The sequence below is a fragment of the Pseudomonadota bacterium genome (genome assembly GCA_036339585.1).
Classification (GTDB): domain Bacteria; phylum Pseudomonadota; class Alphaproteobacteria; order UBA8366; family UBA8366; genus UBA8366.
Map to the genome: position 1 here is coordinate 70,431 of JAYZAS010000006.1, position 26,740 is coordinate 97,170.

25 protein-coding genes are annotated in these 26,740 nt (G+C 44.8%); 10 read left to right on the forward strand and 15 right to left on the reverse strand.

Annotation, left to right across the window (positions count from 1 at the left end):
* Window positions 1-88: 88 nt before the first annotated feature.
* Entirely contained in the window at window positions 89-1,978 is a 1,890-nt protein-coding gene (locus tag VX941_06415) for a peptidyl-prolyl cis-trans isomerase (GenBank protein ID MEE2933041.1), read from the forward strand.
* Complete coding sequence (gene trpE / locus VX941_06420) at window positions 1,947-3,467, forward strand: anthranilate synthase component I (protein MEE2933042.1); 1,521 nt, start codon at window positions 1,947-1,949, stop codon at window positions 3,465-3,467. Before VX941_06415 ends, trpE begins: the two co-directional genes overlap by 32 nt.
* Here trpE and VX941_06425 read toward each other — a convergent pair whose 3' ends face one another.
* Entirely contained in the window at window positions 3,468-4,460 is a 993-nt protein-coding gene (locus VX941_06425; GenBank protein ID MEE2933043.1) for a divergent polysaccharide deacetylase family protein, read from the reverse strand.
* Window positions 4,461-5,084: 624 nt separating this feature from the next.
* Between VX941_06425 and VX941_06430 the strand changes: the two genes are divergently transcribed.
* From VX941_06430 to gltA, 8 genes are all read left to right on the forward strand, one after another.
* Complete coding sequence (locus VX941_06430) at window positions 5,085-5,663, forward strand: aminodeoxychorismate/anthranilate synthase component II (protein ID MEE2933044.1); 579 nt, start codon at window positions 5,085-5,087, stop codon at window positions 5,661-5,663.
* A 10-nt stretch (window positions 5,664-5,673) separates the two neighbouring features.
* On the forward strand, window positions 5,674-6,690 hold the full coding sequence (gene trpD, locus VX941_06435) for an anthranilate phosphoribosyltransferase (GenBank protein ID MEE2933045.1): 1,017 nt from the start codon (window positions 5,674-5,676) through the stop codon (window positions 6,688-6,690).
* Complete coding sequence (trpC, locus tag VX941_06440) at window positions 6,690-7,529, forward strand: indole-3-glycerol phosphate synthase TrpC (protein ID MEE2933046.1); 840 nt, start codon at window positions 6,690-6,692, stop codon at window positions 7,527-7,529. The genes trpD and trpC overlap by 1 nt, the downstream gene beginning before the upstream one ends.
* Window positions 7,507-7,983 (forward strand): cyclic pyranopterin monophosphate synthase MoaC, encoded by a 477-nt coding sequence (gene moaC, locus VX941_06445; protein MEE2933047.1) that lies wholly within the window; start codon window positions 7,507-7,509, stop codon window positions 7,981-7,983. The genes trpC and moaC overlap by 23 nt, the downstream gene beginning before the upstream one ends.
* Entirely contained in the window at window positions 7,983-9,194 is a 1,212-nt protein-coding gene (gene glp / locus VX941_06450; protein MEE2933048.1) for a gephyrin-like molybdotransferase Glp, read from the forward strand. The genes moaC and glp overlap by 1 nt, the downstream gene beginning before the upstream one ends.
* Window positions 9,195-9,407: 213 nt before the next feature.
* Complete coding sequence (gene lexA, locus VX941_06455; GenBank protein ID MEE2933049.1) at window positions 9,408-10,103, forward strand: transcriptional repressor LexA; 696 nt, start codon at window positions 9,408-9,410, stop codon at window positions 10,101-10,103.
* Between the two features lie 150 nt (window positions 10,104-10,253).
* Window positions 10,254-11,651 carry a glutamate--tRNA ligase gene (gene gltX / locus VX941_06460; GenBank protein MEE2933050.1) on the forward strand — a complete coding sequence of 466 codons (1,398 nt, stop codon included), beginning with the start codon at window positions 10,254-10,256 and terminating at the stop codon, window positions 11,649-11,651.
* Between the two features lie 148 nt (window positions 11,652-11,799).
* Window positions 11,800-13,119: a citrate synthase gene (gene gltA / locus VX941_06465; protein ID MEE2933051.1), complete on the forward strand. Its 1,320-nt coding sequence runs from the start codon at window positions 11,800-11,802 to the stop codon at window positions 13,117-13,119.
* Window positions 13,120-13,206: 87 nt separating this feature from the next.
* On the opposite strand, the gene lpxB is transcribed toward gltA, so the two are convergent.
* From lpxB to rpsB, 14 genes are read right to left on the reverse strand one after another with little or no spacing between them, the layout of a single operon-like run.
* Window positions 13,207-14,364 (reverse strand): lipid-A-disaccharide synthase, encoded by a 1,158-nt coding sequence (gene lpxB / locus VX941_06470; protein MEE2933052.1) that lies wholly within the window; start codon window positions 14,362-14,364, stop codon window positions 13,207-13,209.
* A gap of 5 nt (window positions 14,365-14,369) precedes the next feature.
* Window positions 14,370-15,218, reverse strand: coding sequence for a UDP-2,3-diacylglucosamine diphosphatase LpxI (lpxI, locus tag VX941_06475; GenBank protein MEE2933053.1), 849 nt, complete (start codon window positions 15,216-15,218; stop codon window positions 14,370-14,372).
* The gene (lpxA, locus tag VX941_06480) at window positions 15,181-15,984 is read right to left on the reverse strand and encodes an acyl-ACP--UDP-N-acetylglucosamine O-acyltransferase (GenBank protein MEE2933054.1); all 804 of its coding nucleotides are present in this window, start codon (window positions 15,982-15,984) and stop codon (window positions 15,181-15,183) included. Before lpxA ends, lpxI begins: the two co-directional genes overlap by 38 nt.
* Window positions 15,981-16,469, reverse strand: a complete 489-nt coding sequence (gene fabZ / locus VX941_06485; GenBank protein ID MEE2933055.1) for a 3-hydroxyacyl-ACP dehydratase FabZ — start codon at window positions 16,467-16,469, stop codon at window positions 15,981-15,983. The genes lpxA and fabZ overlap by 4 nt, the downstream gene beginning before the upstream one ends.
* A 26-nt stretch (window positions 16,470-16,495) precedes the next feature.
* The gene (locus tag VX941_06490) at window positions 16,496-17,089 is read right to left on the reverse strand and encodes an OmpH family outer membrane protein (GenBank protein MEE2933056.1); all 594 of its coding nucleotides are present in this window, start codon (window positions 17,087-17,089) and stop codon (window positions 16,496-16,498) included.
* Window positions 17,090-17,092: 3 nt separating this feature from the next.
* On the reverse strand, window positions 17,093-19,474 hold the full coding sequence (bamA, locus tag VX941_06495; protein MEE2933057.1) for an outer membrane protein assembly factor BamA: 2,382 nt from the start codon (window positions 19,472-19,474) through the stop codon (window positions 17,093-17,095).
* Window positions 19,475-19,528: 54 nt separating this feature from the next.
* A complete protein-coding gene (rseP, locus tag VX941_06500; GenBank protein ID MEE2933058.1) occupies window positions 19,529-20,626 on the reverse strand; it encodes an RIP metalloprotease RseP in 1,098 nt (365 codons plus the stop codon).
* A 10-nt stretch (window positions 20,627-20,636) separates the two neighbouring features.
* On the reverse strand, window positions 20,637-21,848 hold the full coding sequence (locus tag VX941_06505; protein ID MEE2933059.1) for a 1-deoxy-D-xylulose-5-phosphate reductoisomerase: 1,212 nt from the start codon (window positions 21,846-21,848) through the stop codon (window positions 20,637-20,639).
* The gene (locus tag VX941_06510; GenBank protein MEE2933060.1) at window positions 21,839-22,669 is read right to left on the reverse strand and encodes a phosphatidate cytidylyltransferase; all 831 of its coding nucleotides are present in this window, start codon (window positions 22,667-22,669) and stop codon (window positions 21,839-21,841) included. Before VX941_06510 ends, VX941_06505 begins: the two co-directional genes overlap by 10 nt.
* Window positions 22,644-23,369, reverse strand: coding sequence for an isoprenyl transferase (locus VX941_06515; protein ID MEE2933061.1), 726 nt, complete (start codon window positions 23,367-23,369; stop codon window positions 22,644-22,646). The genes VX941_06510 and VX941_06515 overlap by 26 nt, the downstream gene beginning before the upstream one ends.
* Before the next feature lie 15 nt (window positions 23,370-23,384).
* Window positions 23,385-23,948 carry a ribosome recycling factor gene (gene frr, locus VX941_06520; GenBank protein ID MEE2933062.1) on the reverse strand — a complete coding sequence of 188 codons (564 nt, stop codon included), beginning with the start codon at window positions 23,946-23,948 and terminating at the stop codon, window positions 23,385-23,387.
* Between the two features lie 13 nt (window positions 23,949-23,961).
* The gene (gene pyrH, locus VX941_06525) at window positions 23,962-24,681 is read right to left on the reverse strand and encodes a UMP kinase (GenBank protein MEE2933063.1); all 720 of its coding nucleotides are present in this window, start codon (window positions 24,679-24,681) and stop codon (window positions 23,962-23,964) included.
* Between the two features lie 44 nt (window positions 24,682-24,725).
* A complete protein-coding gene (gene tsf / locus VX941_06530; protein MEE2933064.1) occupies window positions 24,726-25,652 on the reverse strand; it encodes a translation elongation factor Ts in 927 nt (308 codons plus the stop codon).
* Window positions 25,653-25,709: 57 nt separating this feature from the next.
* Window positions 25,710-26,642: a 30S ribosomal protein S2 gene (gene rpsB, locus VX941_06535; GenBank protein ID MEE2933065.1), complete on the reverse strand. Its 933-nt coding sequence runs from the start codon at window positions 26,640-26,642 to the stop codon at window positions 25,710-25,712.
* Window positions 26,643-26,740 lie beyond the last annotated feature (98 nt).

Below are 26,740 nucleotides of genomic sequence, written 5' to 3' on the forward strand. Positions count from 1 at the left end.
ACGCTTGTTGTGATAACCGTCGCAGGCTATCAATCCCGAATTGGTCAACTACGGTATTTTGATCAACTGTTTTTGAAGGATAAATAATATGTTGCAGAACATTCGAGATGGCATCGCCAAGATTCTTGTCTATCTGCTTTTCGGCATTCTTATTTTAAGTTTTGCACTGTGGGGTACTACCGATTTTTTTGGCCAAGGCGCAGTGCAGACTGTCATAGCTGAGGTCGGTGACAGTAAAATTACCGCTAAAGCTATAGAAAGGCAGTACCGTCGACAGATCGATACACTCCGCAAACGCGGAATAAATGAGGAGCAAGCGCGAAAATTTGGCGTTCTTGACAGTGTAGTTGAACGTGTTGTTGATGCCAGCGTTTACGACTTAGCTGCCGAAAACCTCGGCTTAACCGTTGCAACAAGTGCCATCGAGCGCGATATACGAGATCGATTCGGCCAAATTGGTTCCGTCCAATTCGATCAATTATTGCGCGACAATGGCTATACCCTGCAGGAATATGAGGCCGCCCGGCGCGCGGAAATACCTCGTATGCAGATGATCGAAAGCCTTTCTGCTGGAGCTGCGGGCCCAAAGAAGTTGTTGAATTACCTTTATAGATGGCAGGCAGAAGAAAGAACTGCCGCAGTTTTTAAGGTTTCAGTGAACAAAAGGGATGTGCCAAGGCCTAAAGAAGCAGAGCTAATTAAGTTTCACAGTGAAAATCCACAGCTGTTCACGTCGCCCGAATACCGAAACCTGGTATTCGTTCACATCGATCCGGCAAAATTGGAACGATTAACTAAGGTGGATGAGGCCGTTCTCAGACAAATATATCAGGATAGGATATCTGATTTTACGCAAGCTGAAAAAAGAAAAGTCTCGCAAATATTGTTTGAAACGAAGAAAGAAGCGGATATAGCCCGTGCCAAAATAGAAAAAGGTTTGGATTTTGAGTCTGTTGCGGATTTAGTTGCTGGGCAGGACAAAAAGACAACACAGCTCGGCTCTGTGTCACGAGAAGACCTACCTAACACCCTGGCAAAAGAAATTTTCCGTTTAGGTAAAGGTAAAGTTTCCAATCCTGTAAAGGACGAATTCGGGTATCGTATTTTAAAAATCGATGATATTTTCCCAGAGCGAGTGAAGCTTTTTTCAGAAGTTAAGGCAGAATTAGGTCAAGAAATTCGCCAAGAACAAGCACTTGAAGATGTGATCCGAATATCAAATTCTCTCGAAGATTCGCTTGGTAGGGGACTCACTATTGAAGAAGCATCCGCCGAACAAGGTATAGAATCTCGACGAATAATAAACATTGACCAAGATGGGCGAGACGAAAATGGAAAAATGGTGGCCAATATTCCTGGTGAGCCCTTTTTAAAGACGCTATTTGATGCTGTGGAAGGGCAAGACACATTTATGACGGAAACTGCAGCAGGTGGATTCTTCGTTCTTCGAGTAAATAACATAAAAAAATCATCGGTTGTTCCGTTGCAGCGTGCGAAGGGACGAGTGCGTATTGCGTGGAGTGAGGCAAAAAAAATGAACCTCTCAAGAGTGAAAGCAGAAAATTTAGCTAACAAAATTAATGACGGTGCCACTATTTCTCGCGTAGCATCGTCGATAAAAGCAAAAGTTTTTAATATCGGCCCGACAAACCGCTTCGATACGGTTGAAGGAATACCACGCGAGTTAATTGCAAAAATTTTCAACCTAAAAGCTAAAGGCAAGGCTAGTTTTAGTAGAGGAAACGGCGAGTATTTTGTTGCATCACTTTCTCGAGTTACATCAGCAGATGGGCGCGTTGACAAAAAAAGAATCAACGCTCTCAAAAATGAAGTCAAAATATCGATGGTGTCGGATATACTTTCACAGCTTCAATCAGCAATTAGAGAATCACACGAAGTATCTATTAATAAGGCGGCTTTGAAGCAATTGTTTGAGAGCAATGAAGATGACAGCGGAGCATTGGGTGACACCCCCTAACTCGTCAACAATTATCGAGGCGTATGAGGCTGCCACTCCACAAGTCTATTGGGAGGGTCGAGTAGCCGATGTTGAAACACCAATTTCAGCAATGCTCAAATTGGCGGCCGATGAGCCTTACAGTTTTCTTTTGGAATCCGTCGAAGGCGGAAAAATACGTGGTCGTTACTCGTTTATTGGCCTTAACCCCGATTTGATCTGGCGCTGCTTTGACGCGAAAGCTGAAGTTTGCAGATCTCCACAGCGTGACAAACCTATGATTTTTGAACCATGCGCTGAAGATAGCCTAACCTCATTGCGTTCTCACCTCGAGGAGTCTGAAATCAAGATGCCTTCGGGGATGCCTCCTATGGCAGCAGGACTTGTTGGTTACATGAGTTATGACATGGTGCGATTAATGGAGCACTTACCGGACAACAATAGTGACCCGTTGGGCCTACCATCAGGTATATTTGTAAGACCTACCGTAATTGCAGTTTTTGATAATATAGGTGACACAATCACAGTTGTTACTCCGATTCGTCCCACAGCCAATCTATCAGGCAAAGATGCTCTTGAAGAAGCAAAGGCTCGTGTTGCACTTGTTTGGCAAAATTTAGATGCCCCATCTCACCCGCCCCGTATCCCTTCCAAAAATCAAGAGGCATGTGAATTCACAGCCAATATGTCCAAAAACGATTTCTGTAAGATGGTAAAACGAGCGCAGGAATACATACGCGCTGGTGATGCATTTCAAGTGGTCGTAAGTCAGCGTTTTAAGTCGTCATTTGACCTTCCTCCGCTTGAATTATATCGTGCCTTGCGTCGCCTCAACCCGTCCCCATATCTGTTTTTGCTCAACTTTGTAAATTTTTCTGTTGTTGGCTCCAGCCCGGAAATACTTGTAAGATTGCGAGATGACACGGTAACAATACGACCCATCGCAGGAACTCGACCTCGCGGAAAATCTCCAGCCGAAGACAAAGCGTTAAAAGATGACCTGTTAGGCGATCCGAAAGAATTGGCAGAACATCTGATGTTGCTCGATTTGGGACGGAACGATGTTGGCCGTGTGTCAAAAACCGGAAGCGTAAGTGTGACTGAAAAATTCACCGTAGAATATTATAGTCATGTCATGCATATCGTTTCAAATGTAATAGGTATTATCAAAAAAGAGTATGATGCGCTATCAGCATTAGTAGCCGGTTTCCCAGCAGGCACTGTTTCTGGAGCGCCAAAAATAAGGGCAATGGAAATTATTGATGAATTAGAAACCGAAAAACGCGGCATTTATGCTGGCTGCATAGGATATTTTGGGGCTGATGGCGATATGGACACTTGTATTGCATTGCGAACGGCTGTTGTCAAAGATGGGACGGTTTACGTGCAGGCTGGTGGTGGGGTAGTGGCCGATAGCGACCCAGAATTGGAGTATGAGGAAAGCCGCAATAAGGCGCAGGCGATTATAAGAGCCGTCCAAGCTGCCAAAAATATAAACCATTCGGTTTAGCTAAAACTTCTTGCGAGTGGTTTTGGTAAGCTGTCGACCAACAGTAGCTGCAACTGAGATAAAAACGAAACCACGCTCTTTGGCAGCCGGTATCCAAGCTCGCAATGCCGCAATGGTCGTATCATAAGGATGTCCAATCCCAACAGCAGTACCATTTTTTTTTGCTAAAACCTCAAGCTGCGAAAGCTGTTTTTGAATTGCTTTTTTTTCAACTTTGTTATCCAAAAAAATATCGCGAACAGCGTGGGGAACTCCCATTTTCATAGCAAGAAATTGTCCACGTGTTTTTGTGGTTGTCCTGGAATCTAAGAACAATAAACCTCGCCTTTTTAATGCCCGCATAACGATTCTCATGCCAGGGTACCATGCTGTAAACTTGCTTCCCATATGGTTATTTATCCCTACAAAACCATTAAATTGACTAAGATTCCAAGAAACTCGGTTTCGTAACTGCGCTGAGCTTAAGCTTGTAAGAAGGGCATTTTTACCCGGGTTTTTGCCTGCATCAATGGGCTCCATGGGCAGATGAACGAGTAGTTCATGCCCACGACGACGCGCTGCAGCAGCATGTCGATGAAGATTTTTCCCGTATGGAATTAAGGCGAGTGTTAAGGGCGGAGGCAACCCTATGGCTTGCTTAGTAAGGAGTTGATTTACCCCGAGATCATCTAGGACGATCGCTATAGCGGGTTTATTGGCTATATTATTTGCTAATCGCGCTGAATGGATCCGCCATGCCAATCTTGTTTTTTTTGAATTCAGGTATAGCTCATTTGTCTTGGCATGCGGGACCCTATCAAGGGTCGGTATCTTCGACCTGTTTGGCGACGAAATATTTTGTTCTGCATGAGATTTTGTTTTGGTGAAAACTTTATGCAGAGATTTTACCTTCTCCCCACCACTATTATCGATAACCGTTACTGGAACGCTGTAATTCTCTAATTTGTTTTGCTTACTTGAGATTTTGGTTTCCGTTTGCGTAGGCTTAAACAAAAAAACACCAAAAAACATGCCCATACAAAAGACAATGAAAACCCAGAGTATCTCGCGGAATAACCCTGACCCAATCTTAAAATCGGCCTTATTATTAAAAATGCGCTCCAAAAAACGCTTCGATCTCGCTTTTTTTGTGGATCGTTTTTTGATTTTTGATTTGGGTTTGCTACGCCGGGCCAATTGTTATCTTTCGGTTATGGAGGATTAGGAAAACATCACTAACAATCCTAGGTAAGTCAAATATATAAGTGCAAATTAATCATATAAACCCGAGGGTTTTTTCTGAGTATTTATCATATAAAAAAAATGCGAAAACTCTAAGCCAGCGACAATGGACTTTTTTCAAAAAGGTTTGATGCTTTACCAAAATATAGTGGTAAAACATCAAAGGTTCAGGAACACAATGATGACACGGCTATCTCGTAAGAAAAGCTTTTCACAAGTTTTTTTTAAAAAGCGCAGTCTACATTTATGGACTTTATGCGGCCACCACCGGATAAATAGTCCGAGGGCTTTTTTGTCCGTTTGGGAATGGCGTTCTCGTTTCAAATGCCCCATATTAGGTCTTTAACAAAAGTACACACATGCCTACGATGTCAATGAACACGAGCAAAATCTAAAATGTTTCTTCTAATAGATAACTATGACAGCTTTACGTATAATCTGCTTCATTTTATGGGAGAATTAGACGCTGAAGTTTTGGTTAAACGCAATGATAGTTTGTCAGTTAAAGATGCTTTAAACTTGGAACCTGAGGGTATCGTGATATCTCCTGGCCCGTGTGGTCCAGAGAGCGCTGGCATAAGTGTTGAACTCATCAGAAAAGCTGCAGGATACATACCGGTATTAGGGGTTTGCCTAGGCCATCAATCCTTAGGGCAGGCGTTTGGTGCCAAAATTGTACGCGCACCAGCACCAATGCACGGAAAAGTTAGTGATGTGAACCATACGGGGATAGGAGTTTTTGCTGGCATCCCGTCCCCCTTCAAATCAACCCGTTATCATTCTTTATTAATCGAACGTGAGACGTTGCCGGATTGCTTAAAGATTACTGCAGAAGCTGATAACGGCCTCATTATGGGAATAGAACACAACGAACACCCGCTTATTGGTGTGCAGTTTCATCCGGAAAGCATAGCGACAGAATATGGACATAAATTACTAAAAAATTTCATTGATATGACTTCCGATCAAAGGTGAGAAGCATTTCATGCAAAATCTAAAAGAATATATTACCAAAGTTTTTGAAAACGAGACGTTAAGCAAGGATGAGGCTAGCAAAGCTTTTGATGTTATGATGTCCGGTGACGCCACGCCGGCTCAAATTTCTGCATTCCTCTCTGCATTACGTTTTAGGGGCGAGACAGTCGAAGAGATTATTGGTGCGGCTGAGACAATGAGAAAAAAAATGAAGCACGTGAATGCTCCGATAGACGCGATAGACATAGTTGGCACTGGCGGCGATGCGCACGGTACTTTCAATATATCAACAGCAACAGCCTTGGTTGTGGCGGGTACAGGTGTTCCAGTAGCTAAACACGGCAATCGCGCGTTCTCGTCCCTCTCTGGGGCAGCAGATGTTCTCGCTGCGCTGGGAGTCGATCTCGAAGCTAAGAAAGAACTTGTAGAAAAATCAATTGTTGACGCAAAAATCGGATTTTTAATGGCCCCTATTTACCATAGCGCGATGAGACACGTTGGCCCGACCCGCGCTGAGATTGGTGTAAGAACTATTTTTAATATTTTAGGCCCGATGTGTAACCCGGCATCAGTAAAGTATTTGTTGGTGGGCACATACGACTTAAAATGGCTAGTTCCAATGGCAGAGACACTCTCGGGTCTTGGCGCTAGAAGGGCCTGGATTGTTCATGGCAATGACGGCATGGATGAACTTACAACAACGGGCACAAGTGCAATTGCACAGCTGACAGACGGTAATATTAGCACCTTAGAAGTTAGCCCGCGCGACGCAGGCCTACCCTTTACGGATATCGACAAGTTAAAGGGAGGATCTCCCGATGAAAATGCAAAAGCAATAAGAGACCTCCTTGAAGGAGCTAAGGGACCATACAGAGACATTGTTCTTTTCAACTCGTCTGCTGCCCTTGTTGTTGCAGAAAAAGCAGCGAATCTTAAAGAAGGTGTAGAGATAGCAGCCGAATCAATTGACTCGAGCAAGGCAAAGGATGCATTAACGAAACTATTGATGAATACGGGCAAATCATGATGCCTGATATTTTACAAGATATCTGTAAAGTTAAGCGCGGTGAAGTTCAAAACCGAAAAAAAATAATACCATTGTCAGAAATGATTTCCCGGGCCAAGGATGGATTAGCAGTGCGGGATTTCACCGCAGCACTCAAAGCTCGCCGGAGAGAGGGGAAATACGGCCTTATTGCGGAAATAAAAAAGGCATCTCCTAGTAAAGGGGTTATACGGTCAAACTTTAACCCTACGGCCATTGCAAAAGCATATGAAGCAGGCGGAGCCGCGTGTTTATCAGTTCTAACAGACAAACCTTTTTTTCAGGGTGCTGATGAGTTTTTGATTGATGCTCGTAATGCAACACAGTTGCCCGTTCTTCGGAAAGACTTCATGCTCGATCCTTTTCAAATATACGAATCGAGATCACTGGGGGCGGATTGCATTTTGCTAATTATGGCGGCGCTGAGCGATAATGAGGCGATATCGCTTGAGGGATTAGCTCACGATCTAGGCATGGCAGTTTTAGTCGAGGTTCATAATGCCATTGAGCTCGATCGAGCTGCAAGACTGTCCTCGCCGCTTATTGGGATAAATAATCGTAATCTAAAGACATTGAACGTGGACATAAACACTACAATCGAGCTTTCGAAATCCATAGGGCCCAATAAGCTTTTAATCAGTGAAAGTGGACTTTTTAGTCCGGATGACTTAGCTCGAATGTCCGATGCTGGTGCAAATTGTTTTTTAATCGGAGAGTCGCTGATGAGCCAAGAGGATGTAGAGGCAGCGACATTGCGTTTACTGAAAACAAAAAAGCCAATTGGAGACGAGGAAAATTATGCCGAAATTGACGCACATTAATGATGATGGAAAGGCATCAATGGTAGATGTGACTGATAAAAAGACGACCCACAGAACGGCTATAGCCCGTGGTTTCATTAATATGGCATCTAACACAATAGAATTAATAGAATCTGGCGGTGCAAAGAAAGGAGATGTTATGAGCACTGCACGATTAGCTGGTATTATGGCAGCAAAAAAAACACATGAACTTATCCCACTTTGTCATCCGTTGGCGCTTACTAGCATCTCGGTTGATTTCAAACTGCACAAAGAAAAGAATTCAATCGAGGTTACCGCAAAGTGTGGCCTAAGAGCCCAGACGGGAGTTGAAATGGAGGCTTTAACTGCCGTCAGCGTGGCGACCCTGACTATCTACGACATGTGTAAAGCCGTCGACCGAGGCATGCAAATATCGGACATTCGTCTCATTAGCAAAACTGGTGGGCAATCAGGCAACTTTGAGTTTCAATAATGTTAACGGTAGCTAACGCCAGAGCAAAAATCACAAAAGCGATGGAACGTACGGCCTCAATAGAGGTGAGTGTAAGTGATGTATTTGGCCGTGTCCTCGCTGAAGAATTGAAATCACGGAGGACACAGCCACCATTCGATGTGTCAGCGATGGATGGCTACGCAGTACGCGCAAGTGACGTCTCTTCTGTGCCTGCTACTCTAAAAATTGTAGGCACAGCACATGCTGGCGGAAGTTACTCCGAAACTCTCAACTCAGGCGAAGCGGTACGTATTTTTACTGGCGCGCCGGTTCCAATAGACGCTGACACTGTTGTCATCCAAGAGGATACAACTGTCGAGGGCGATAGTGTTATTATAAATGAAATAGAACCAGAACGGCATATTCGTTCTGCTGGCCTTGATTTCAGCGAAGGTGATATACTCCTTAAATCTGGACAATTACTCACGGCTCGAGATGCTGGGTTAATAGCAGCCATGAATATTCCCTGGGTTATGGTCAGACAGAGACCGCGTATTGGCATATTGTCGACTGGTGATGAAATAGTGATGCCGGGCGATCCACTGGGGCCAAATCAAATAGTCAGCGCTAATTCTACTGGCCTTGCCGCTGCAGTGCGTGCATTTGGCGGTGATCCTGTCCTTTTGGGAATTGCCCCAGATAATCGTAATGCTCTCGCACGCATAGCCGAAGGTGCTAAGGGTATTGATCTTCTTGTAACTACAGGTGGAGCATCAGTTGGAGATCACGATCTCATCCAGGAGGTTCTTGGCGGAATCGGTCTTGATGTTGAGTTCTGGAAAATTGCGATGAGACCCGGCAAACCGCTCATTTTTGGTAATTTTAACGACACACCTCTGCTTGGCCTGCCAGGAAACCCGGTCTCAACAATGGTTTGCGCTTTAATTTTTCTTAAACCAGCGATCGAAGCACAACTTGGCCTGCAAACTTCCGACGATGCTCTTGAAACTGTCGAGGTGACTGAGTCTCTGCCCAAGAATGGCGAGAGGGAAGACTACATACGCGGCAGACTAAACAAAAGTAAAAATGGAGTAATGCAAGTAACACCATTTCCTATTCAAGATAGCTCTATGATGGTTTCACTTGCACGATCCGATTGCTTCATCGTTCGAAAACCGCTGGCACCTGGTATATCTGCCGGAACCCCAGTGAAAATCCTTCGCATGCCTTCGATGCTAGCGGGATACTAAAAAGCTATTTATAAACTTAAGTTCTACTTGACCCGATTCGCGAACTTTAATAGAACATATGGGGAAGTTTCTGTTTTGTTCGGGTTTTTTTCGTCACTAGCGATTATTTTAACTGTAAAAGTTTATTAAATACTTGGTTGGGATGGATTTTTACTGGTGCATACACAAGAACCGTTTAATTTTTAATAGGTTTGTAAAGATGGGTGTTATGAAATGCTAACTCGAAAGCAATATGATTTGTTGATGTATATCCAAGATTGTCTTCTTAAGAATGGTATTCCGCCCTCTTTCGACGAAATGAAAGAGAAATTACAACTAAAATCCAAATCCGGAATACACCGCTTGGTTACCGGTTTGGAAGAACGAGGTTTCATACGCCGCTTACCCCACAAGGCGCGTGCCCTCGATGTCGTTAGATTGCCCGAAAATGTACCCGGAGAAAAACCAAAACATCAAGGTTTTAATCCAACGGTAATCAGTAATGATAAACCATTTGGGCGCCCCGGAATGCCGCTTATTGAAGCAGACGCCATCAGTCTACCATGCTATGGAAAAATTGCAGCCGGGACACCTGTTGAGGCGCTTCGCGACGAGACTGCTCAAATTGAAGTGCCAACATCGATGCTATCCTCTGGCGAGCACTACACGTTAGAAGTTGAGGGAGAATCGATGATTGAGGCGGGTATTTTTGATGGAGATACGGTCATCATAGAGTACTGCGACACCGCGGAAAGCGGGAACATCGTAGTTGCCCTCATTGACGAAACTGAAGCCACGCTAAAGCGGTTACGACGCAAAGGCGATTCAATTGCATTGGAACCAGCCAATAAAGATTACGAAACTCGGATCTTCGGCCCGGATAGAGTAACAGTTCAAGGCAAGCTTGTCGGGTTACTGAGAAGTTATTAGTATTCCGGCGAAATTACATTCTGGACAATTTTAGCCGGTGAAATGCATGCAACGATACATCATTCTTTATGACGGTTAGAATGCTTTTGGTTGTTTTAGAAAAGAAACATGTGATTTTATTTTCAGTATTGCTAATTGATTTGAACCACAATGACAGTTGTAACCCGCTTTGCTCCCTCACCTACCGGCTATCTACATATTGGTGGCGCACGTACCGCATTATTCAACTGGCTATTTGCGCGACATAATGGTGGCCACTACAAGCTGAGAATAGAAGATACTGACGCAAAACGATCTACCGAACCTGCCATCAATGCAATTATAGATAGCTTAAAATGGTTAAGGCTAGAAAATGATGGGGAAATAATTTTTCAATCTAGCAGACGCAACCTTCATGTCGCGGCAGCAGAAAAACTTCTCGCAGAGAACAAAGCCTATCGATGTTATTGCTCACCTGAAGAGTTATCCGCAATGCGGGCCAAAGCAAGAACTTCCGGAACAACCAATTCATATGACAGGCGCTGGCGCGACAGAGATCCAGCTGACCGTCCTAGTGACATAAGACCGGTAGTTAGAATTAAGATGCCACTTGAAGGAGTGACGACCATTAATGATAAGGTCCAGGGCGAAGTCAGTGTGAACAATGAGGAGCTTGATGACTTTATTCTTCTACGATCTGATGGCAGCCCAACGTACATGCATTCAGTCGTAGTAGACGATCACGATATGGGAGTAACGCATGTCATACGTGGAGATGATCATCTAAATAATGCATTCCGGCAATACCATTTGTACCAAGCGTTAAGTTGGGAACTTCCAGAATATGCGCATATTCCGTTGATACATGGACAGGATGGTCAGAAGTTGTCGAAGAGACATGGAGCGCTTGGTGTCGAGACATACAGAGAGATGGGGTATTTGCCTGAAGCCGTCCGTAATTATTTGCTGCGTCTCGGTTGGTCGCACAAGGATCATGAATTAATTTCGACCGAGAATGCTGTGAAATGGTTCAAACTTTCCAGTATTAATAAGGGACCATCACGTTTCGACTTTGATCGCCTCGACAGTGTTAACAAACATTACATTTCTGAGTGCAGTGATGAAAAATTAGTTCGATTGATCCTTGAATTTGCTAGATGCCATAAAAATATAAATGAAGACATATTCGTCAAACGCCTTTTGGTTTTACTTCCGGCTCTTAAAAAGCGTGCAAAAAATCTCAAAGAGATGTGTGATGATGCATTGTTTTTAGTTATACCGCCTGTTTATCCCGTTAAAGATAAAAAGGCTGCAAGTTGCCTCGGACCAAGTTCTATAGAATTGTTGAGATCGCTCAATTTAACACTTAATGAGATTGAAGATTGGAGTTTCGAACGAACAGAGACCTGTGTTCGTTCTTTTGCCGATGCCCGCGGAGTAAAGCTAGCCGATGTTGCGAGACCCTTGCGCGTAGCTTTAACTGGGTCCTTGGCTTCGCCTAGTATCTTTGAAGTTGTTGTTGCGCTTGGTCGTGAAGAGGTACAAACGCGATTAAGGAACGTCCAATGACGTTCCATAAAGTAAAAATTGTTCTCTCGACTGTAATTGCGATGTTTGTCAGAGCACGTTATACTGCAGTGCAGCAGGGTTCAAAACGTGGGACTTTGTACTAGTCAATTTAGGGTTTTTTAAAGAACAAAATCAGGGATGGGCTGATATGCCAAAATCACCGGCCTCGGACGGCGCAAATGAATACATCACATTAACTGACCACAGCACTGGCAAGACTGTTGATTTTCCCCTTTTACCGGGAGCAACTGGCCCAAAGGTGTTCGATATTGGCGCACTGTACAAAGAGACAGGCTATTTTACTTATGATCCTGGATACACCTGCACAGGGGCCTGCGAGTCAAAAATGACCTTCATTGACGGTGAACAAGGTATTCTTATGCACCGTGGTTATTTGATAGAAGACTTGGCAAAACAGAGTGACTACATGGAACTTTGTTATATGCTTTTGAACGATGACTTGCCAGATAGTAAGCAAAAAAAAGAGTTTGTGCGCATCATCACTGAACATTCTATGGTGCACGAACAGCTTAAGAAGTTTTACGACGGGTTTCGGCGTGGCGCACATCCAATGGCAATAATGTGCGGCGTTGTAGGAGCTCTTTCGGCTTTTTATCCCGATTCAATTGACATCCTTGATCCAAAACAGCGAACAATAACCGCACACAGATTGGTTGCAAAAATGCCTACCATAGGTGCGATGGCATATAAATACTCCATTGGCCAACCATTTATATACCCGCGCAATGATCTCAATTACGCGGAGAACTTTCTTCATATGATGTTTGCAGTCCCTGCTGAAGAGTACAAAGTCAATCCCGTAATTGCAAAAGCAATGGACCGTATATTTCTCCTGCACGCGGATCATGAACAGAACGCATCCACTTCGACGGTCCGATTAGCAGGTTCGACCGGTGCAAATCCATTTGCCAGTGTTGCTGCTGGAATTGCCGCGCTCTGGGGCCCAGCACACGGTGGAGCTAATGAAGCCGTGCTAAATATGCTAGCCGAAATAGGCAACGCTGATAGGATTCCAGAATATGTGGAAAAAGCCAAAGATCCAAATGATGAGTTCCGACTGTTTGGATTTGGCCATCGAGTATACAAGAATTATGACCCACGAGCAAAAGTTCTTCAAGAATCCTGTCATGAGGTATTAGACGCTCTGGGAATTGAACATGAGCCTCTTTTGGATATCGCCGTGCAACTAGAAGAAATGGCCCTGAAGGACGATTACTTCATAGAAAAAAAGCTATTTCCCAATGTGGATTTCTATTCTGGCATAATATTAAAAGCAATCGGAATGCCCACCACAATGTTTACAGTTTTATTCGCAATAGCCCGGACGATAGGCTGGATTGCACAATGGAACGAGATGATAGAAGACCCAGTACAGAAGTTGGGGCGTCCGCGCCAACTCTATACAGGAGCTACTGAACGCCCTGTAACCCCAATTCATAAGCGTTAAGGCCTACGCCGACCCAAGGTCGGGGACTTATTGCGCCGCGTTGGTAAATTAGTATTTGTTTTCTCTTTCCGCTTTCTAGCAGGTCAGTTATTTCTCTCCTAATAATTTCAAAATAATCTGGGCTGCGCGAGAACTCGGCGGTTTGTCTCCAACTCCTAATTTTTTCAAAGCGGGAGCTACACCTATTATCTGTCGTTTTTTCTCACTATCATGAAGAAGGCGTTCTAAATCGTCAGCAATAATCGCTGGTTTACAATATTCTTGCAATCGTTCCGGCACAACTTCCTTGTTGAGAATTATATTGATTAAATTAGCAAATCTTACCTTTATCATTAGACGTAAAATGGGAGCGGTTATAGATGCTACTTTGTAAGCTATGATAGTTGGCACCTTTGCAAGCGCCAGCTCTAGAGAGACAGTACCAGAAGCAGCGATTGCTGCGTTTGAAGCTGCCATTAGATCGTATTTTTCTTTGGTATCGCTTAATACGGTTACCGTCACCGGCCAATCACTCACGTAGTCAGGCAACCTTTTCGCCACAGTTTCTACTGTTGGAACAAAAACATGAAAAGAATATCCACGTTTGAGCAGAATGTTCAACACAGACCCAAAAATAGGAGCTAAACGGCGAACTTCGCCCTGTCTTGACCCAGGTAAGATACAAAGCACAATGGCATTAGCAGGTATGCCATAACGCTCCCGAAATAGAGGACCATTACCATTATCAGCGCCATATTCTATAACTGGGTGCCCGACAAAGTGACATGGTAATCCAACCTTTTCAAAAAAAGGCGGTTCAAAAGGAAGTAATGCCAAGACCATATCATAATTTTTCTTATATTTGTGGACACGCCAAGGTCGCCAAGCCCAAACCGTTGGTGCTACATAATGGACTTTTATTGCGCGATGATCACGCAATCTGGCTGCCACTTGATTTGAAAATCCTGGAGAGTCGATTGTTATCAAAATATCAGGGTCTTCAGATATGATCGAATTTACAGTTTGTCTTACACGGCTCAAAATACGCGGCAAATGCGGCAACACCTCCACAATACCCATCACACTCAATTCTTTCATTGGAAAAATACTTAAATGGCCCTTGGCCTCCATTTCTGGCCCGCCTACACCAATAAATTTCACCTTACACTTGGCCTGTTGGCGTATTTTTTCTATGAGCCTTGCGCCGATATGATCCCCTGAGGGCTCCCCAGCAATAAGAAAAATCTTTTTGGAATGCGCGCTCATCACAATTACGAGTTTTTGGGTAAAGCAACCAAGAAAAGGCCAGCTTTATCTGCATACGAGATAGTTTCCGTAAGCTCAACGATCAACACTCCACCTGCCTGTAAAGCGATACCCGAGAGACCCGCAGAATTGGCAAGTTCAACGGTTTTGATGCCAATAGTCGGAAGGTCTACCCTCTCATCCTGTCCTATTTTCGGCAGCTTCACCAGGACACCACCTATGCCATCACGGCGCAACAAACCTGACCGCTTAATGAGCATATCCGTACCCTCTGCAGCCTCAATACCAAGCACCATCCCTTGTTGTATGATTATCGACTGCCCAACATCAAATGGGCTGAGTGCCGCTAATATTTTTTGTCCACGCTCTATATCGCACTTCAACTCTTGGTTAGGTCTATGGATGCCTAAAACCCCCTCTGATGGCTTAAGGCATGGTAAAATTGTTTCAACACCAACAACCTTAACTCCCTCACTCTCGATTACATCAATGACTGCACTCAAAATACCGTCGTCCCCAAAAGCTTTCGACCCGGCTTGCATCAATACTTTTAGTGCCTTCGCGTCTGGGCGTATTGCTGCGAGCGATGGACGCCGGACAGGCCCAGTCATTACAATTTCTTTTATTTTGTGGCGATGCATTAGATTGATAGCTTTCCCAGCTGCTCCAAGCCTGCACCAGTCTAAAGGGTGGCCTTTTAACTCATTAGGGTCGGCATGATCCTTTATACCGAAAATATGGTAGGGGCGTTTTTCCTTAATGCAGGTTTCTGCAACGAGCCGTGGCAAAAGCCCCCCACCTGCAACAATTCCAAGTTTAGGTTTCATGGCCAGACTTAGGCTGGGTAACTCCACGATGCGAGTCCGCTTTAATGAAATCAATTATTTCCATTACGGCCGATTCTTGCCCGAAGGTTTCGGCAACATCCTTCACGCGTTCCTTGGCTGTACCTTCGTCAGCAAAAAGCATTCTATACGCGGCACGCAGCCGATTAATTTTTTCTTTACTAAAATTACTCCGTTTTAATCCAATTAAGTTGAGACCAGAAAGATGGGCTCGGTCTCCATGAACCTGACCGAATGGAATAACATCAAATTCCACACCAGTCATTCCACCTACCATGGCGTGATGCCCAATACGTACGAACTGATGCACCGCAGACAAACCTCCAATAATCGCAAAATCACCGAGAATAACATGCCCTGCTAAGGTTGCATTATTTGCCATGATTACATTATTCCCGACATGGCAATCATGCGCTACATGAGCCCCAACCATAAATAAACAGTTATCGCCAACACTTGTAACCATTCCCCCACCCTCTGTTCCAGGGCTCATAGTTACGTATTCTCGTATTTTGTTATTGTTTCCGATTCTTAAGATGGATTTCTCACCCATAAATTTTAAGTCCTGGGGGGCATGGCCTATGGACGCAAAGGGAAAGATTTCTGTATTTGAGCCTATTTCTGTTTGCCCTTGAATCACAACATTCGAGTGGATAAGGGAGTCATCGCCCAGTAGAGTGCTCGCCCCTATATGGCAAAACGGTCCAATCTTAACATTTTTGCCTATTTCAGCCCCTTTTTCGATAATCGAAGAAGCGTGCACTTCCACAGTCATCGATCGTCTACGATCATCGCGGTGAAAGATGCCTCGGCCGCTAATTGCCCCTCCACCATTGCCTCACTGGAAAATTTCCATACCTTGCCTCTCTGGCGTACTTTTTTAACATGTAAATACAATGTATCACCCGGCACAACTGGACGCCTAAAACGTGCATTCTCAATCGTCATGAAATATACGCCGGGCTGGCCCTCACTAGTGGGAAGGTTGTTAACTACTATTGCACCAGCAGTTTGAGCCATTGCCTCTACGATCAGCACGCCAGGCATAATAGGCTGGCCGGGAAAATGACCTTGGAAAAAAGGTTCCGAAACTGACACACATTTTATCCCTGTAGCACTCTCGTCCCCTACGACATCAACAACCTTATCTATGAGCAAAAACGGATACCGGTGCGGAATTAGGCTCATTATTGATTGAATATTTAAATGCTGAGGTTTTTTTGCGGCCAACGGCTCTATCGTTCTTGGTTTGCTACTCATAAATCCCACCCCACACAATTCTAAACTTACTGCCTTTTAGATGGTGGCGGCGATACCGCTAACTCAACTTTGGGCAACATCTTATCTAATCGTTCCAATGCTTCATTTGTCAGTACCAGATTTGTGTCTATAAATAAAACTATACGTCTGCTCTTTGTGGCATTAATGAACATATTGATACCGCGTTCTTGTGCCATTTTTTTTAATATTTTGTTTAAAACGTCATCGATTTGCGCCATTCCGCGATTAAATATCTGATCCAATTCGCTTTTGCGACTCTGCAGAATTCGAGAGAGCTCGGTAGCTTGCTGACGTATCTCCGCTCGTCGTTTTTTAAGCTGTTCAGCATCCAAAGTAGTCGACTGAAGTTTCAATTCCTCACTGGCTTTTTCTAGAGCATTCTGTGCGTCTTTAATCTCTGCTTGATAGCGTTGATAACGCTTTTCAATCAAGTTACGCAAACCTTTGGCTGCCATTGAGTCTCTGGTTATCAACTTATGGTCAACAACTGCAACCTTTGTTGCCTGTGAACTGGCCCCAGTCGGTGCACTGGAAAGGGCACCACTAAATAATAACAATGACGCAGCAATAAAAACCTGAATATTACTTTTAGTCTTCACGAACTAAAACCTCGTTCCAAAACTAAAGCGAACGAACTCAGTTTTATCAAAATCCTGCTTCACAATGGGATACCCAAAATCAACTCGGAGCGGCCCGAGGGGTGACTTCCAACCAATGCCAAATCCAACCGTAATCCTTGGATCCGCGACGTCATGAATTAAACGACTATTTTCCTCCGTACCAAATACCGTTCCTATGTCCGAGAAAACCGCACCCGATACTCCAAGCTCATCTGGAAGACCAAGCGGAAACCTAAGTTCTGCAGTACTCACTGCACGCGTAAGGCCTCCTAAGGCGTCACCTGTTGATTTGTCTCGTGGACCCACTCCGGACGTATCGAACCCGCGAAAACTGTCCCCACCAAGGTCTAATCTGTCAAGAACACGCACGTCTTGGCCGATACCGAAAATATGGCCCACTTCGGCAGAGACACTGCCTATCCATTGTTTTCCGAAGGGGTAATAATATTGCGCTTTTACTTTCGAAGACAGATTTCGGACGTCTCCTCCTAAACCTGCGAAGCTATTGCTCAAGCGAGCAACAAGACCCTCTGTTGGCTCATGGCGACTGTCTCGCGTATCGAATGTAAGTGTATGGCCTATTGCAGACCTTAGCTTCTCGCCCTCTTGGGTTTTTATAAATTGCGATGCATCAGATTGAATTCCAGTTAGTTCCTGACGCTCAAGCTGATATTTTATACTGTGTGACCACTCTTCAGTTATGCTATAACCCGAACGCAACGTCCCGCCAGTCCGTTTTTCATCGAATCCACTTTGGTCAGCCCTGTCCCGCGTATTCCGAAAAATATCAGCGCCCGCAGATAACTCCCGGTCTAAAAAATACGGTTCTGTAAAAGAGAGCTTATAGGTCTGGGAGACTGCAGAAATACGACCGCTTACGCCCAAATCCTGTCCTCGCCCCAGAAGGTTACGTTCACGAAGTGACAATTCTCCGAGAGGACCATCCGATGTAGAGAAACCAGCGCCAATACTTAATTCTCCAGTAGACTGCTCTTCCACATCTACTTCTATGACGGTTTTATCCTTTGCAGAGCCCGGCTTTTTATTTACCTTCGTATTCGAGAAATGACCTAAATTACTTATGCGTTGACGTGAACGCCGTAGCTTCGCTGCGTTAAAAGCGTCACCTTCGACAATCCGCATCTCTCTGCGAATTACACGATCGAGAGTACGGGTATTGCCGCGTATATTAATCCTTTCAACAAATGTTTTCGGCCCCTCTTGCACAGAATACGTGATGCTAATTTTGCGATTCTTACTGTCACGATTTACGACAGGGCGCACGTTTATGAAAGCGAATCCACGGTTGCCCACTTCATTAGTGATACTAACAACATCTCTTTCAACTTTCTTAGAGTCGTACCAATCTCCCTCTTTCGACTTAATTGAGGTTTTAAGGACCTTTGGATCTACCTCACTAATTTTGGATTCCGTATCGATAGAACCAAACCTATAACGCGCTCCCTCTTCAATCGTGAAGGTGACAAAAAAGTTAGACCTATCAGGAGCAAGCTCTGCTACCGCAGATATAACTCTAAAATCTGCGTAACCATGCTCTAAGTAAAACCTCCTAAGCAACTCCCGATCAAAGGTCAACCGATCCGGATCATACGTGTCTGAACTGGAAAAAAATCGATACCATCTTGAAACGCGCGTCATTATAACTTCTTGCAACGCTCCATCGGAAAACTCTTTGTTGCCGATGAATGATATTTGACTAATGCCCGTTTCAGAACCTTCATTTATTTCAAATACAAGATCAACTCGGTTTTGCTCTAGCTGAATAACCTTTGGTTCAACTACCGCACCGAAGTAACCGCTACGACGGTATAGTTTTAACAACCGTTCGACATCCTGTTGGACGCGAGTTCTGGTGAATACCACACGTGGACGGAGCTGAATTTCTACATTCAGCGCGTCGTTTTCAAGTTTTTTATTGCCTTCAAAGGCAATGCGATTAATAACCGGATTCTCGACCACACGAACTACCAAATTTGGCCCTTCCTTATTTATGGTAACGTCCCGGAAAAGACCTGTGCCGTACAATTTCTTTAGCGACCGATTGATAGGGTCGGGCAAAAAAGAGTCCCCAGGCTTTACTAACATATATGACAGGACAGTAGCTGGATCGATCCGCCTAGTACCCTCAACAATGATTTCTTTTATTCCAACTTTGGAGGGAACCGGCACGCTTTTGGAAGCGCGGGGAACAGGCTCAGATGAAGGCATTACCCCACCTTGCGGATTTGGCGGCACAATTATTGGTGCCACTGTTGATGACCCTACTCCTTGCGCACGCGAAATCTCCGCAAACGCCCCGAGAGTGGCCACAACAAATAATGAAGCGCCTAATACTCTAAACACTCGCAAGTCAACCTTCTATAATTTGTTAAGTATTAGGACGTTTTTCTTGTAAACTCAAACATTAAATATAGATTTAATGTCGTTTAAGGTAACAAAAACCATAAAACCAAGTATCAATGCCATACCAATTCTAAAACTATATTCTTGAATGCGCTCATTTATTGGCCTACGTATAATAGCTTCTACAGCATAAAAAAATAGATGCCCTCCATCCAGCATTGGTATAGGAAATAAATTAATCAACCCTAAGTTTATAGACAGTAAGGCCATAAACCATACGAAAGCGATAAATCCCGATTTTGCAAAATCACCAGACATTTGGCCGATCCGCACAGGCCCGCCTAGCTCATCGACGCTACGTGTACCCTGCACCATCTGACCAATAGCTTTAAAGGTACCTAGCGTTAACTGAACGCATTCCCGCAGTGCTTGCCAAACCGCTTTACTTGGGCCATGCCGCACGTACGATACACCTTGGCGACTAATCCCGAGCATTCCTATCTTATGGATGTTACCAGACCTGTCTTTCAACTCTGATGCTTCTGGTGTGGCATAAAGTCGGATTTTTTGACCAGACCGATCAACAAGCAATTGCAACCTTTCGCCTGCTGCTAATCTCACTATTTGTTGCACATCCTCAAAGCGATATATTTTATTACCATTAATTTCAAGAAACCTATCGCCCACCTTGAGACCGGCAGCCTCAGCTGCGCTCTTGGCCTTTACAGAGCCTACCTCAGCTGGCGTATACGGCTGTCCAACGCTCATGAACAAAGCAACCAAAATAACAATTGCAAATAAAAAATTTGCGGCGGGGCCAGCAAACACAATTGCGGCACGTTGGCCCAATGTTTTATGTGAAAACGAATATTTTTTTTGCTCATCGGTGAGCGGATTATTAGAATTCCCCCCGCCTGTATGGCCACCCTCACCAAACATTTTAACATAGCCACCCAGCGGAATAATACTGAATTTCCAGCGTGTCAGTGTTTTGTCAGTCCAGCCGAACAGCTCTGGCCCGAACCCAACTGAAAAAACCTCGATCCTTACTCCGTTACGTTTTGCCACTAAGTAATGGCCAAGCTCGTGAACGAAAACTAGTATCGTGAGAAGTACCAAAAACGGAAGTATATAAGTATAAAGAAATTCCATCACATTCTCTTTACCTGCCACCTATAGACATAGTGGTCATTATTGCGGTTGCAACCCGTCTGGCCTCACTATCAAGCACATCAACTTCTGACAAGGATTTTGGTCGCCGATGATCAAAATTGGCAAGCGCATTTTCTACAACAGCAGGAATATCCATGAAACCAATCTCCTTTTGAAGAAAGTGGGCGACGGCGATTTCATTGGCAGCATTCATAACAATAGGAGCGCTTCCGCCCTCTTTGAGTACCTCACGAGCAATTCTGAGTGCAGGGAACCTCTCGGGGTCGGGCGCCTCAAATGTTAGGGTCATAAGTTTCTGCCAGTTAAGACGATCACAAGGTGTCTCAACACGGTCTGGAAAACCAAGGGCGTAAGCTATTGGGGTGCGCATGTCTGGCGTACCAAGCTGGGCAAGGACCGACCCATCAACATAGGAAACCATACTATGTATGACCGACTGCGGATGGACTACAACATCAATTCGGTCTTCGGGAAGACCAAAAAGATGGAAGGCTTCGATTACCTCAAGCCCTTTGTTCATCATTGTGGCAGAGTCTACTGATATCTTTGCTCCCATATCCCAATTAGGATGAGCCACAGCTTCTGCTGGGCTAGCACACCTCATTCTTTTAGTTGTCCAATCACGAAAAGGGCCACCGGAGGCAGTTAATATAAGTTTCTCAATTCCCTTTTTATTCTTGAAATCAAAAACTTGAAAAATTGCATTATGCTCTGAGTCAACAGGTATGAGGGTAGCTCCATAGCGCTCTATTTCCGCCATCATCAGTTCACCGGCACAGACCAGGCATTCCTTGTTTGCAAATGCTACCGTCGCTCCGCGTTCGACAGCCGCTAATGTAGGTTTAAGGCCAGCAGCTCCTACTATGGACGCCATTACCCATTCGGCATTTCGTGCCGCGGCTTCGACAACAGCTTCTGAACCAGAGGCAATCTCAATATTTTCACCCGATAAGTAATCTTTTAATTCGCTATAAACTTCCGGATTTGCAATTGCCACAAACGATGGTTTTAACTCTTTTGCTTGCGCAGCTAACAATTTCACATTTGATCCTGCGGTTAGGGCTTCAACCTTGTACGCGCAAGAATTTCGTTGAATAATATCTACCGTTTGACAGCCTACGGATCCAGTGGAACCTAATATTGTAACTCGCCGTGGCTCAATCGAGTCAACCACCCCTGCTTCTTCTTTTTTCACGGCCATAAAAATGGGCTCCTACCTAATATAAAAGTTATTAGCGCTACGATTGGCAGCGCCGTCAAGTACCCATCGAACCGATCCAAGAACCCTCCATGTCCAGGCAGCAGTGAACTAGAGTCTTTAACATTAAAATATCGTTTCCACGATGATTCTAACAAGTCACCCGCCTGGGATACGAATGCTAGCCCAGCCCCTATGGCCAAAAAACTGAAAATTTCTGCATCTCCTAATAGATGAGCTACCACTGTGCTTACAATCCCACCAGCTAGCATTCCCCCGAGAAGGCCGGAGTAGGTTTTATTGGGGCTAATATTTGGGGCAAGACGCGGCCCACCAATAGTTTTACCAAAAAAGTAACCTCCAACATCCATCGCTGAAACAACCAAAACTAGCCAACAAATCGTCTCTAATCCGAATTCAGGCAACTTCCGCAGGTAGATAGCAGCCATCATCGTTGCTACTATTAACGCAGGTCCCGATCCGACTACAAAACCAAATCTACCATGCTTCCATGAGGCAACAACCAGACCAGAAAGCAACACACAGCCGATTAATGCAACCTGCAGTTCTGTTGCAAGTATACTGCCAGCTATAACAACGCTAAAAGAGGTTATTGTGCTCAAAAATAAGCGTACAAGCTTTTTGAACACACTAACTAAGCAGAACCACTCCCATAACAGCAAAGAAGACAGTAAAAAGAGGAAGCAATTCAGCACTAATCCGCCGAGCCAGAATGCAAGGCCTGCAATGGCTAACAACATCATTGCTGAGACAGTCCGTCTGAAAAGTTTTTGAGTTTTAATGACTGTCGATTGTTGCGCCATAACGACGATCTCTGCGGCGATATTCGTCTATAGCTTCCCTAAAGTGTTTCACCTGAAAGTCGGGCCATAAGACATCAGAAAATAAAAATTCGGTGTAGGCTAGTTGCCAAATAAGAAAATTGCTTAACCGTTGCTCGCCACTTGTTCGGATCAGTAAATCTGGATCAGGGATTCCACCGGTTGTCAGATATTTTGCAAAAAGAGCTTCGTCAATCGCCTCATTTGCAAGTGCCCCATCGGCAACTTGACGTGCTAGCACCCGAGCAGCCGATACTATATCCTGCCGGCCGCCATAACTAAGGGCGAGAATCAGAGTGAGACCAGAATTTTCTTCCATCGTATTCTCAGCATGATCGATAAGCTCAATAATATCATTTGTGAGACGCCCTCTATCCCCTATGACTTTCAAACGAACATTATTTTTGTGAAGCTCCGCAGTTTCAGAGCGTAAGTACCAACTCAGGAGCCCCATTAAATCATTGATCTCTCGCGGTGATCGATTCCAATTTTCCGATGAAAAACTAAATAGGGTCAAAAACTCAACACCAGTGTCAGAGGCATATTTTACTGCTTGCCGTGCTGCCTCCACTCCTTTCCGGTGCCCCTCAAGCCGGGGCAAATTACGCGCTTTTGCCCAACGACCATTGCCATCCATTACTATCGCGACGTGCTTGGGAGTGTTTTTCAATCCTTCATCCATGACTATAGGCAAATCCTAAACTTGCATGATCTCTGCTTCTTTTTGGGCAAGCGCTTCATCTATTTTCTTAACGTGCTTATTGGTCATTTCTTGCAGTTCATCAGACAATATGCGCTGATCATCTTGTGACATGGCACCATCCTTTTCTAACTTTTTAAGATCATCCATTCCATCACGACGCACATTTCTTACGGCAATACGTGCTTGTTCAGCATACTTGGCAGCAATCTTCTTAATTTCTAAACGCCTCTCCTCACTTAAATCAGGGATGGCTATACGGATCAATTGTCCTTCAGTTTGCGGGTTAAGGCCGAGATCAGATTCTCTTATACATTTTTCTACGGCACCAACCATACTTTTATCCCACACCTGAACAGTAAGGAGGCGCGCCTCGGGAATATTAATTGTACCTACCTGATCTATTGGCATTTTACTTCCGTAAGCATCCACTCTGAGGGGTTCAAGCAAAGCCGTGCTTGCTCGGCCCGTCCTCAAGCCACCGAATTCTCTCCCAAGCGCACTCAGAGCGCCATCCATGCGCCTCCCGAAATCTGCAATATCAAAACCATTGTCAGCCATAGTTTCCCCTCGCTCAAGAAATCAGCGTAAAACGACCATTACCCTTAATAACATTCGCAAACCCATCTTTCTCATTAATTGAAAAAACAATTATTGGTATCAAATTCTCCCGCGCTAATGATATTGCAGAAGCGTCCATAACTTTAAGGTCACGCGACAACACATCCATATAACTAAGTGTATCATAACGTTTTGCATCCGGATCAAGTATAGGGTCAGCCTCGTATACCCCGTCGACCTTAGTAGCTTTGAGCAAAGCGCCGCATTCCATCTCTGAAGCGCGTAATGCAGCAGCTGTATCAGTGGTGAAGTATGGATTACCGGTGCCGGCTGCAAATATAACAACCCTGCCTTTTTCCATGTGTCGTGCAGCACGTCGACGAACATAAGGCTCACATACTGCATTCATGGGTATTGCAGATTGCACCCGCGTTTGCACACCATCCAATTCAAGAGCACTTTGAACAGCTAACGCATTCATCACTGTTGCAAGCATCCCCATGTAATCAGCAGAGGCCCGTTCCATACCTCCTGCGGCCCCAGAAACTCCCCTAAAAATGTTACCGCCGCCTATAACGAGGCAAACTTCTACACCAAGGGCGATGACAGATTTTATCTCGGCTGCTACTTGCGAAACCATATCAGTATCAAGGCCAAATTCTCGATCTGCCATAAGCGCTTCGCCTGAAATTTTTAGAAGCACGCGGTTATATATAGGCTTGTTGCTAGCCATTTTGGGAGCAGCTCCTGCGTGCACGTGGTTCAGTTAACCTTGGTCTACGCTCCGGCAGTTGCAGCAACTTCAGCTGCAAAATCACTGGCCTCTTTTACTATTCCCTCGCCCAGACCATAACAGATAAAACCCTTAATCTCTATTTCGGCACCAATATCTTTTCTTGCGCCTTCAAGCACCTTTGATATCTTGGATTCGTTATCGATCACATAGGTTTGTTCTAATAAGCAAACCTCTTCATAAAATTTTCGCATACGACCATCTACCATTTTTTCTATAATTTCCGGTTCCTTGCCGGTATCAGACGCCTGTTCACGCAGGACTTTCCGCTCCCGCTCTCGGTCATCAGCCGACACATCATCCTTTGAGATCCATTGTGGTCGTGCGGCCGCTACATGCATGGCGAGCTGTTTCCCTAAAGAGGCGAGTTTTTTTCTATCGCCATTTGACTCCAACGCTACCAAAACACCAATCTTGCCAAGCCCTTCCGCCAGCGCACTATGGACATAGGTCGATATAATACCATCAGTGACGCTTAATGTTTCGGCTCTACGCAGTGAAATATTCTCTCCAATAGTCGCTACTTGGTGGGTGATTTCTTCCTGAACGGTCCTTTGCGTATCGAGATAAACAGCACCGCAAATATCAGAAATATTTCCACCGTTACTTAGGCTGATTTCAGTAAGATTACGCACTAAGACCTGAAATTCCTCGTTCCTTGAAACGAAATCTGTTTCGGAATTTACCTCAATTATTGCTCCTTTTGTGCCCTTTGAAGCGATTCCAACGAGCCCTTCAGACGCAACACGACCCGCTTTTTTGGCAGCAGCGGCCAAACCTTTAGTACGAAGCCAATCTACAGCCTCTTCGATATCTGCATTGGTTTCTTTTAGCGCTTTTTTGCAGTCCATCATGCCCGCGCCAGTTTTATCTCTCAACTCTTTGACGAGACCTGCGCTTATCGTCGCCATCATTTTTCCTTCCTAGTATTGCTGACGTTATCCAATTTTAGGCCGATATCTTATTTACTAACCCTGCCCAACCTCAGACGATGACGATTGATTTTCCTCTTTATCTTCCGATGCGCCCATCGCATCCGATTTCGCATTGTCTGGTTTCACACCCGGTGATTGCTCGGCCACCTCAGTCTCTTGATCCACGACTAGTTCTGTTTCGGTTTCATCTTCTTTCCTAAGCTTGGAATCTTTGTTTATCTGGGATTCGCTTTCGACTGCCTCCGGAATTATTTCTTTTTCTGACCCAGAACCGATTAATCCGGCTTGTAATCCATCCAGCACTGCATCAGCTAGCAAGTTACAATAGAGAGCAATGGCGCGCATGGCATCATCATTTCCTGGTACGGGAGTTGTAATTCCCTCGGGATCTGAGTTGCTGTCAAGTATTGCAATTGTAGGAATAGAGAGCTTTCGAGCCTCTTGGATAGCAATAGATTCTTTGTTGGTGTCTATAACCACAATAATGTCTGGCAACCCTGCCATTTCCTTAATTCCACCAAGCGCCCTGTCAAGCTTATCGCGTTCACGCTGAAGACCGAGGAGTTCTTTCTTGGTGAGTCCTACATTCTCTTCTTTCAGCAACTCCTCCAATTGTTTTAAGCGCCGGATGGAATTGGAGATAGTTTTCCAGTTTGTGAGCATTCCACCTAGCCACCTATGGTTAACAAAATTTTGCGCGCACCGGGTGGCTGCCTCTTTCACAATGTCTGTGGCTTGGCGTTTGGTGCCGACAAAAAGAACCCGCCCTCTATTCTGTGCGACCTCTCGCACTTGCTCCAGCGCTCGGTGGAGCATCGGAACTGTTTGTTCAAGGTCAATGATGTGAATGCCGTTTCGTTCCCCGAACAAATACGGTGCCATTCGGGGGTTCCAGCGACGGGTAGTATGACCGAAATGAACGCCTGCTTCCAAAAGCTGACGCATAGTAAACGTTGGCATTGCCATTGTAATATTCCTTTTCCGGTTCTAACCTTCGCGATCTGTCACCGACGTAAGCCGGCACCGGATTGACCCTTACAATTAAAGGCCATTCTAATCGCGTG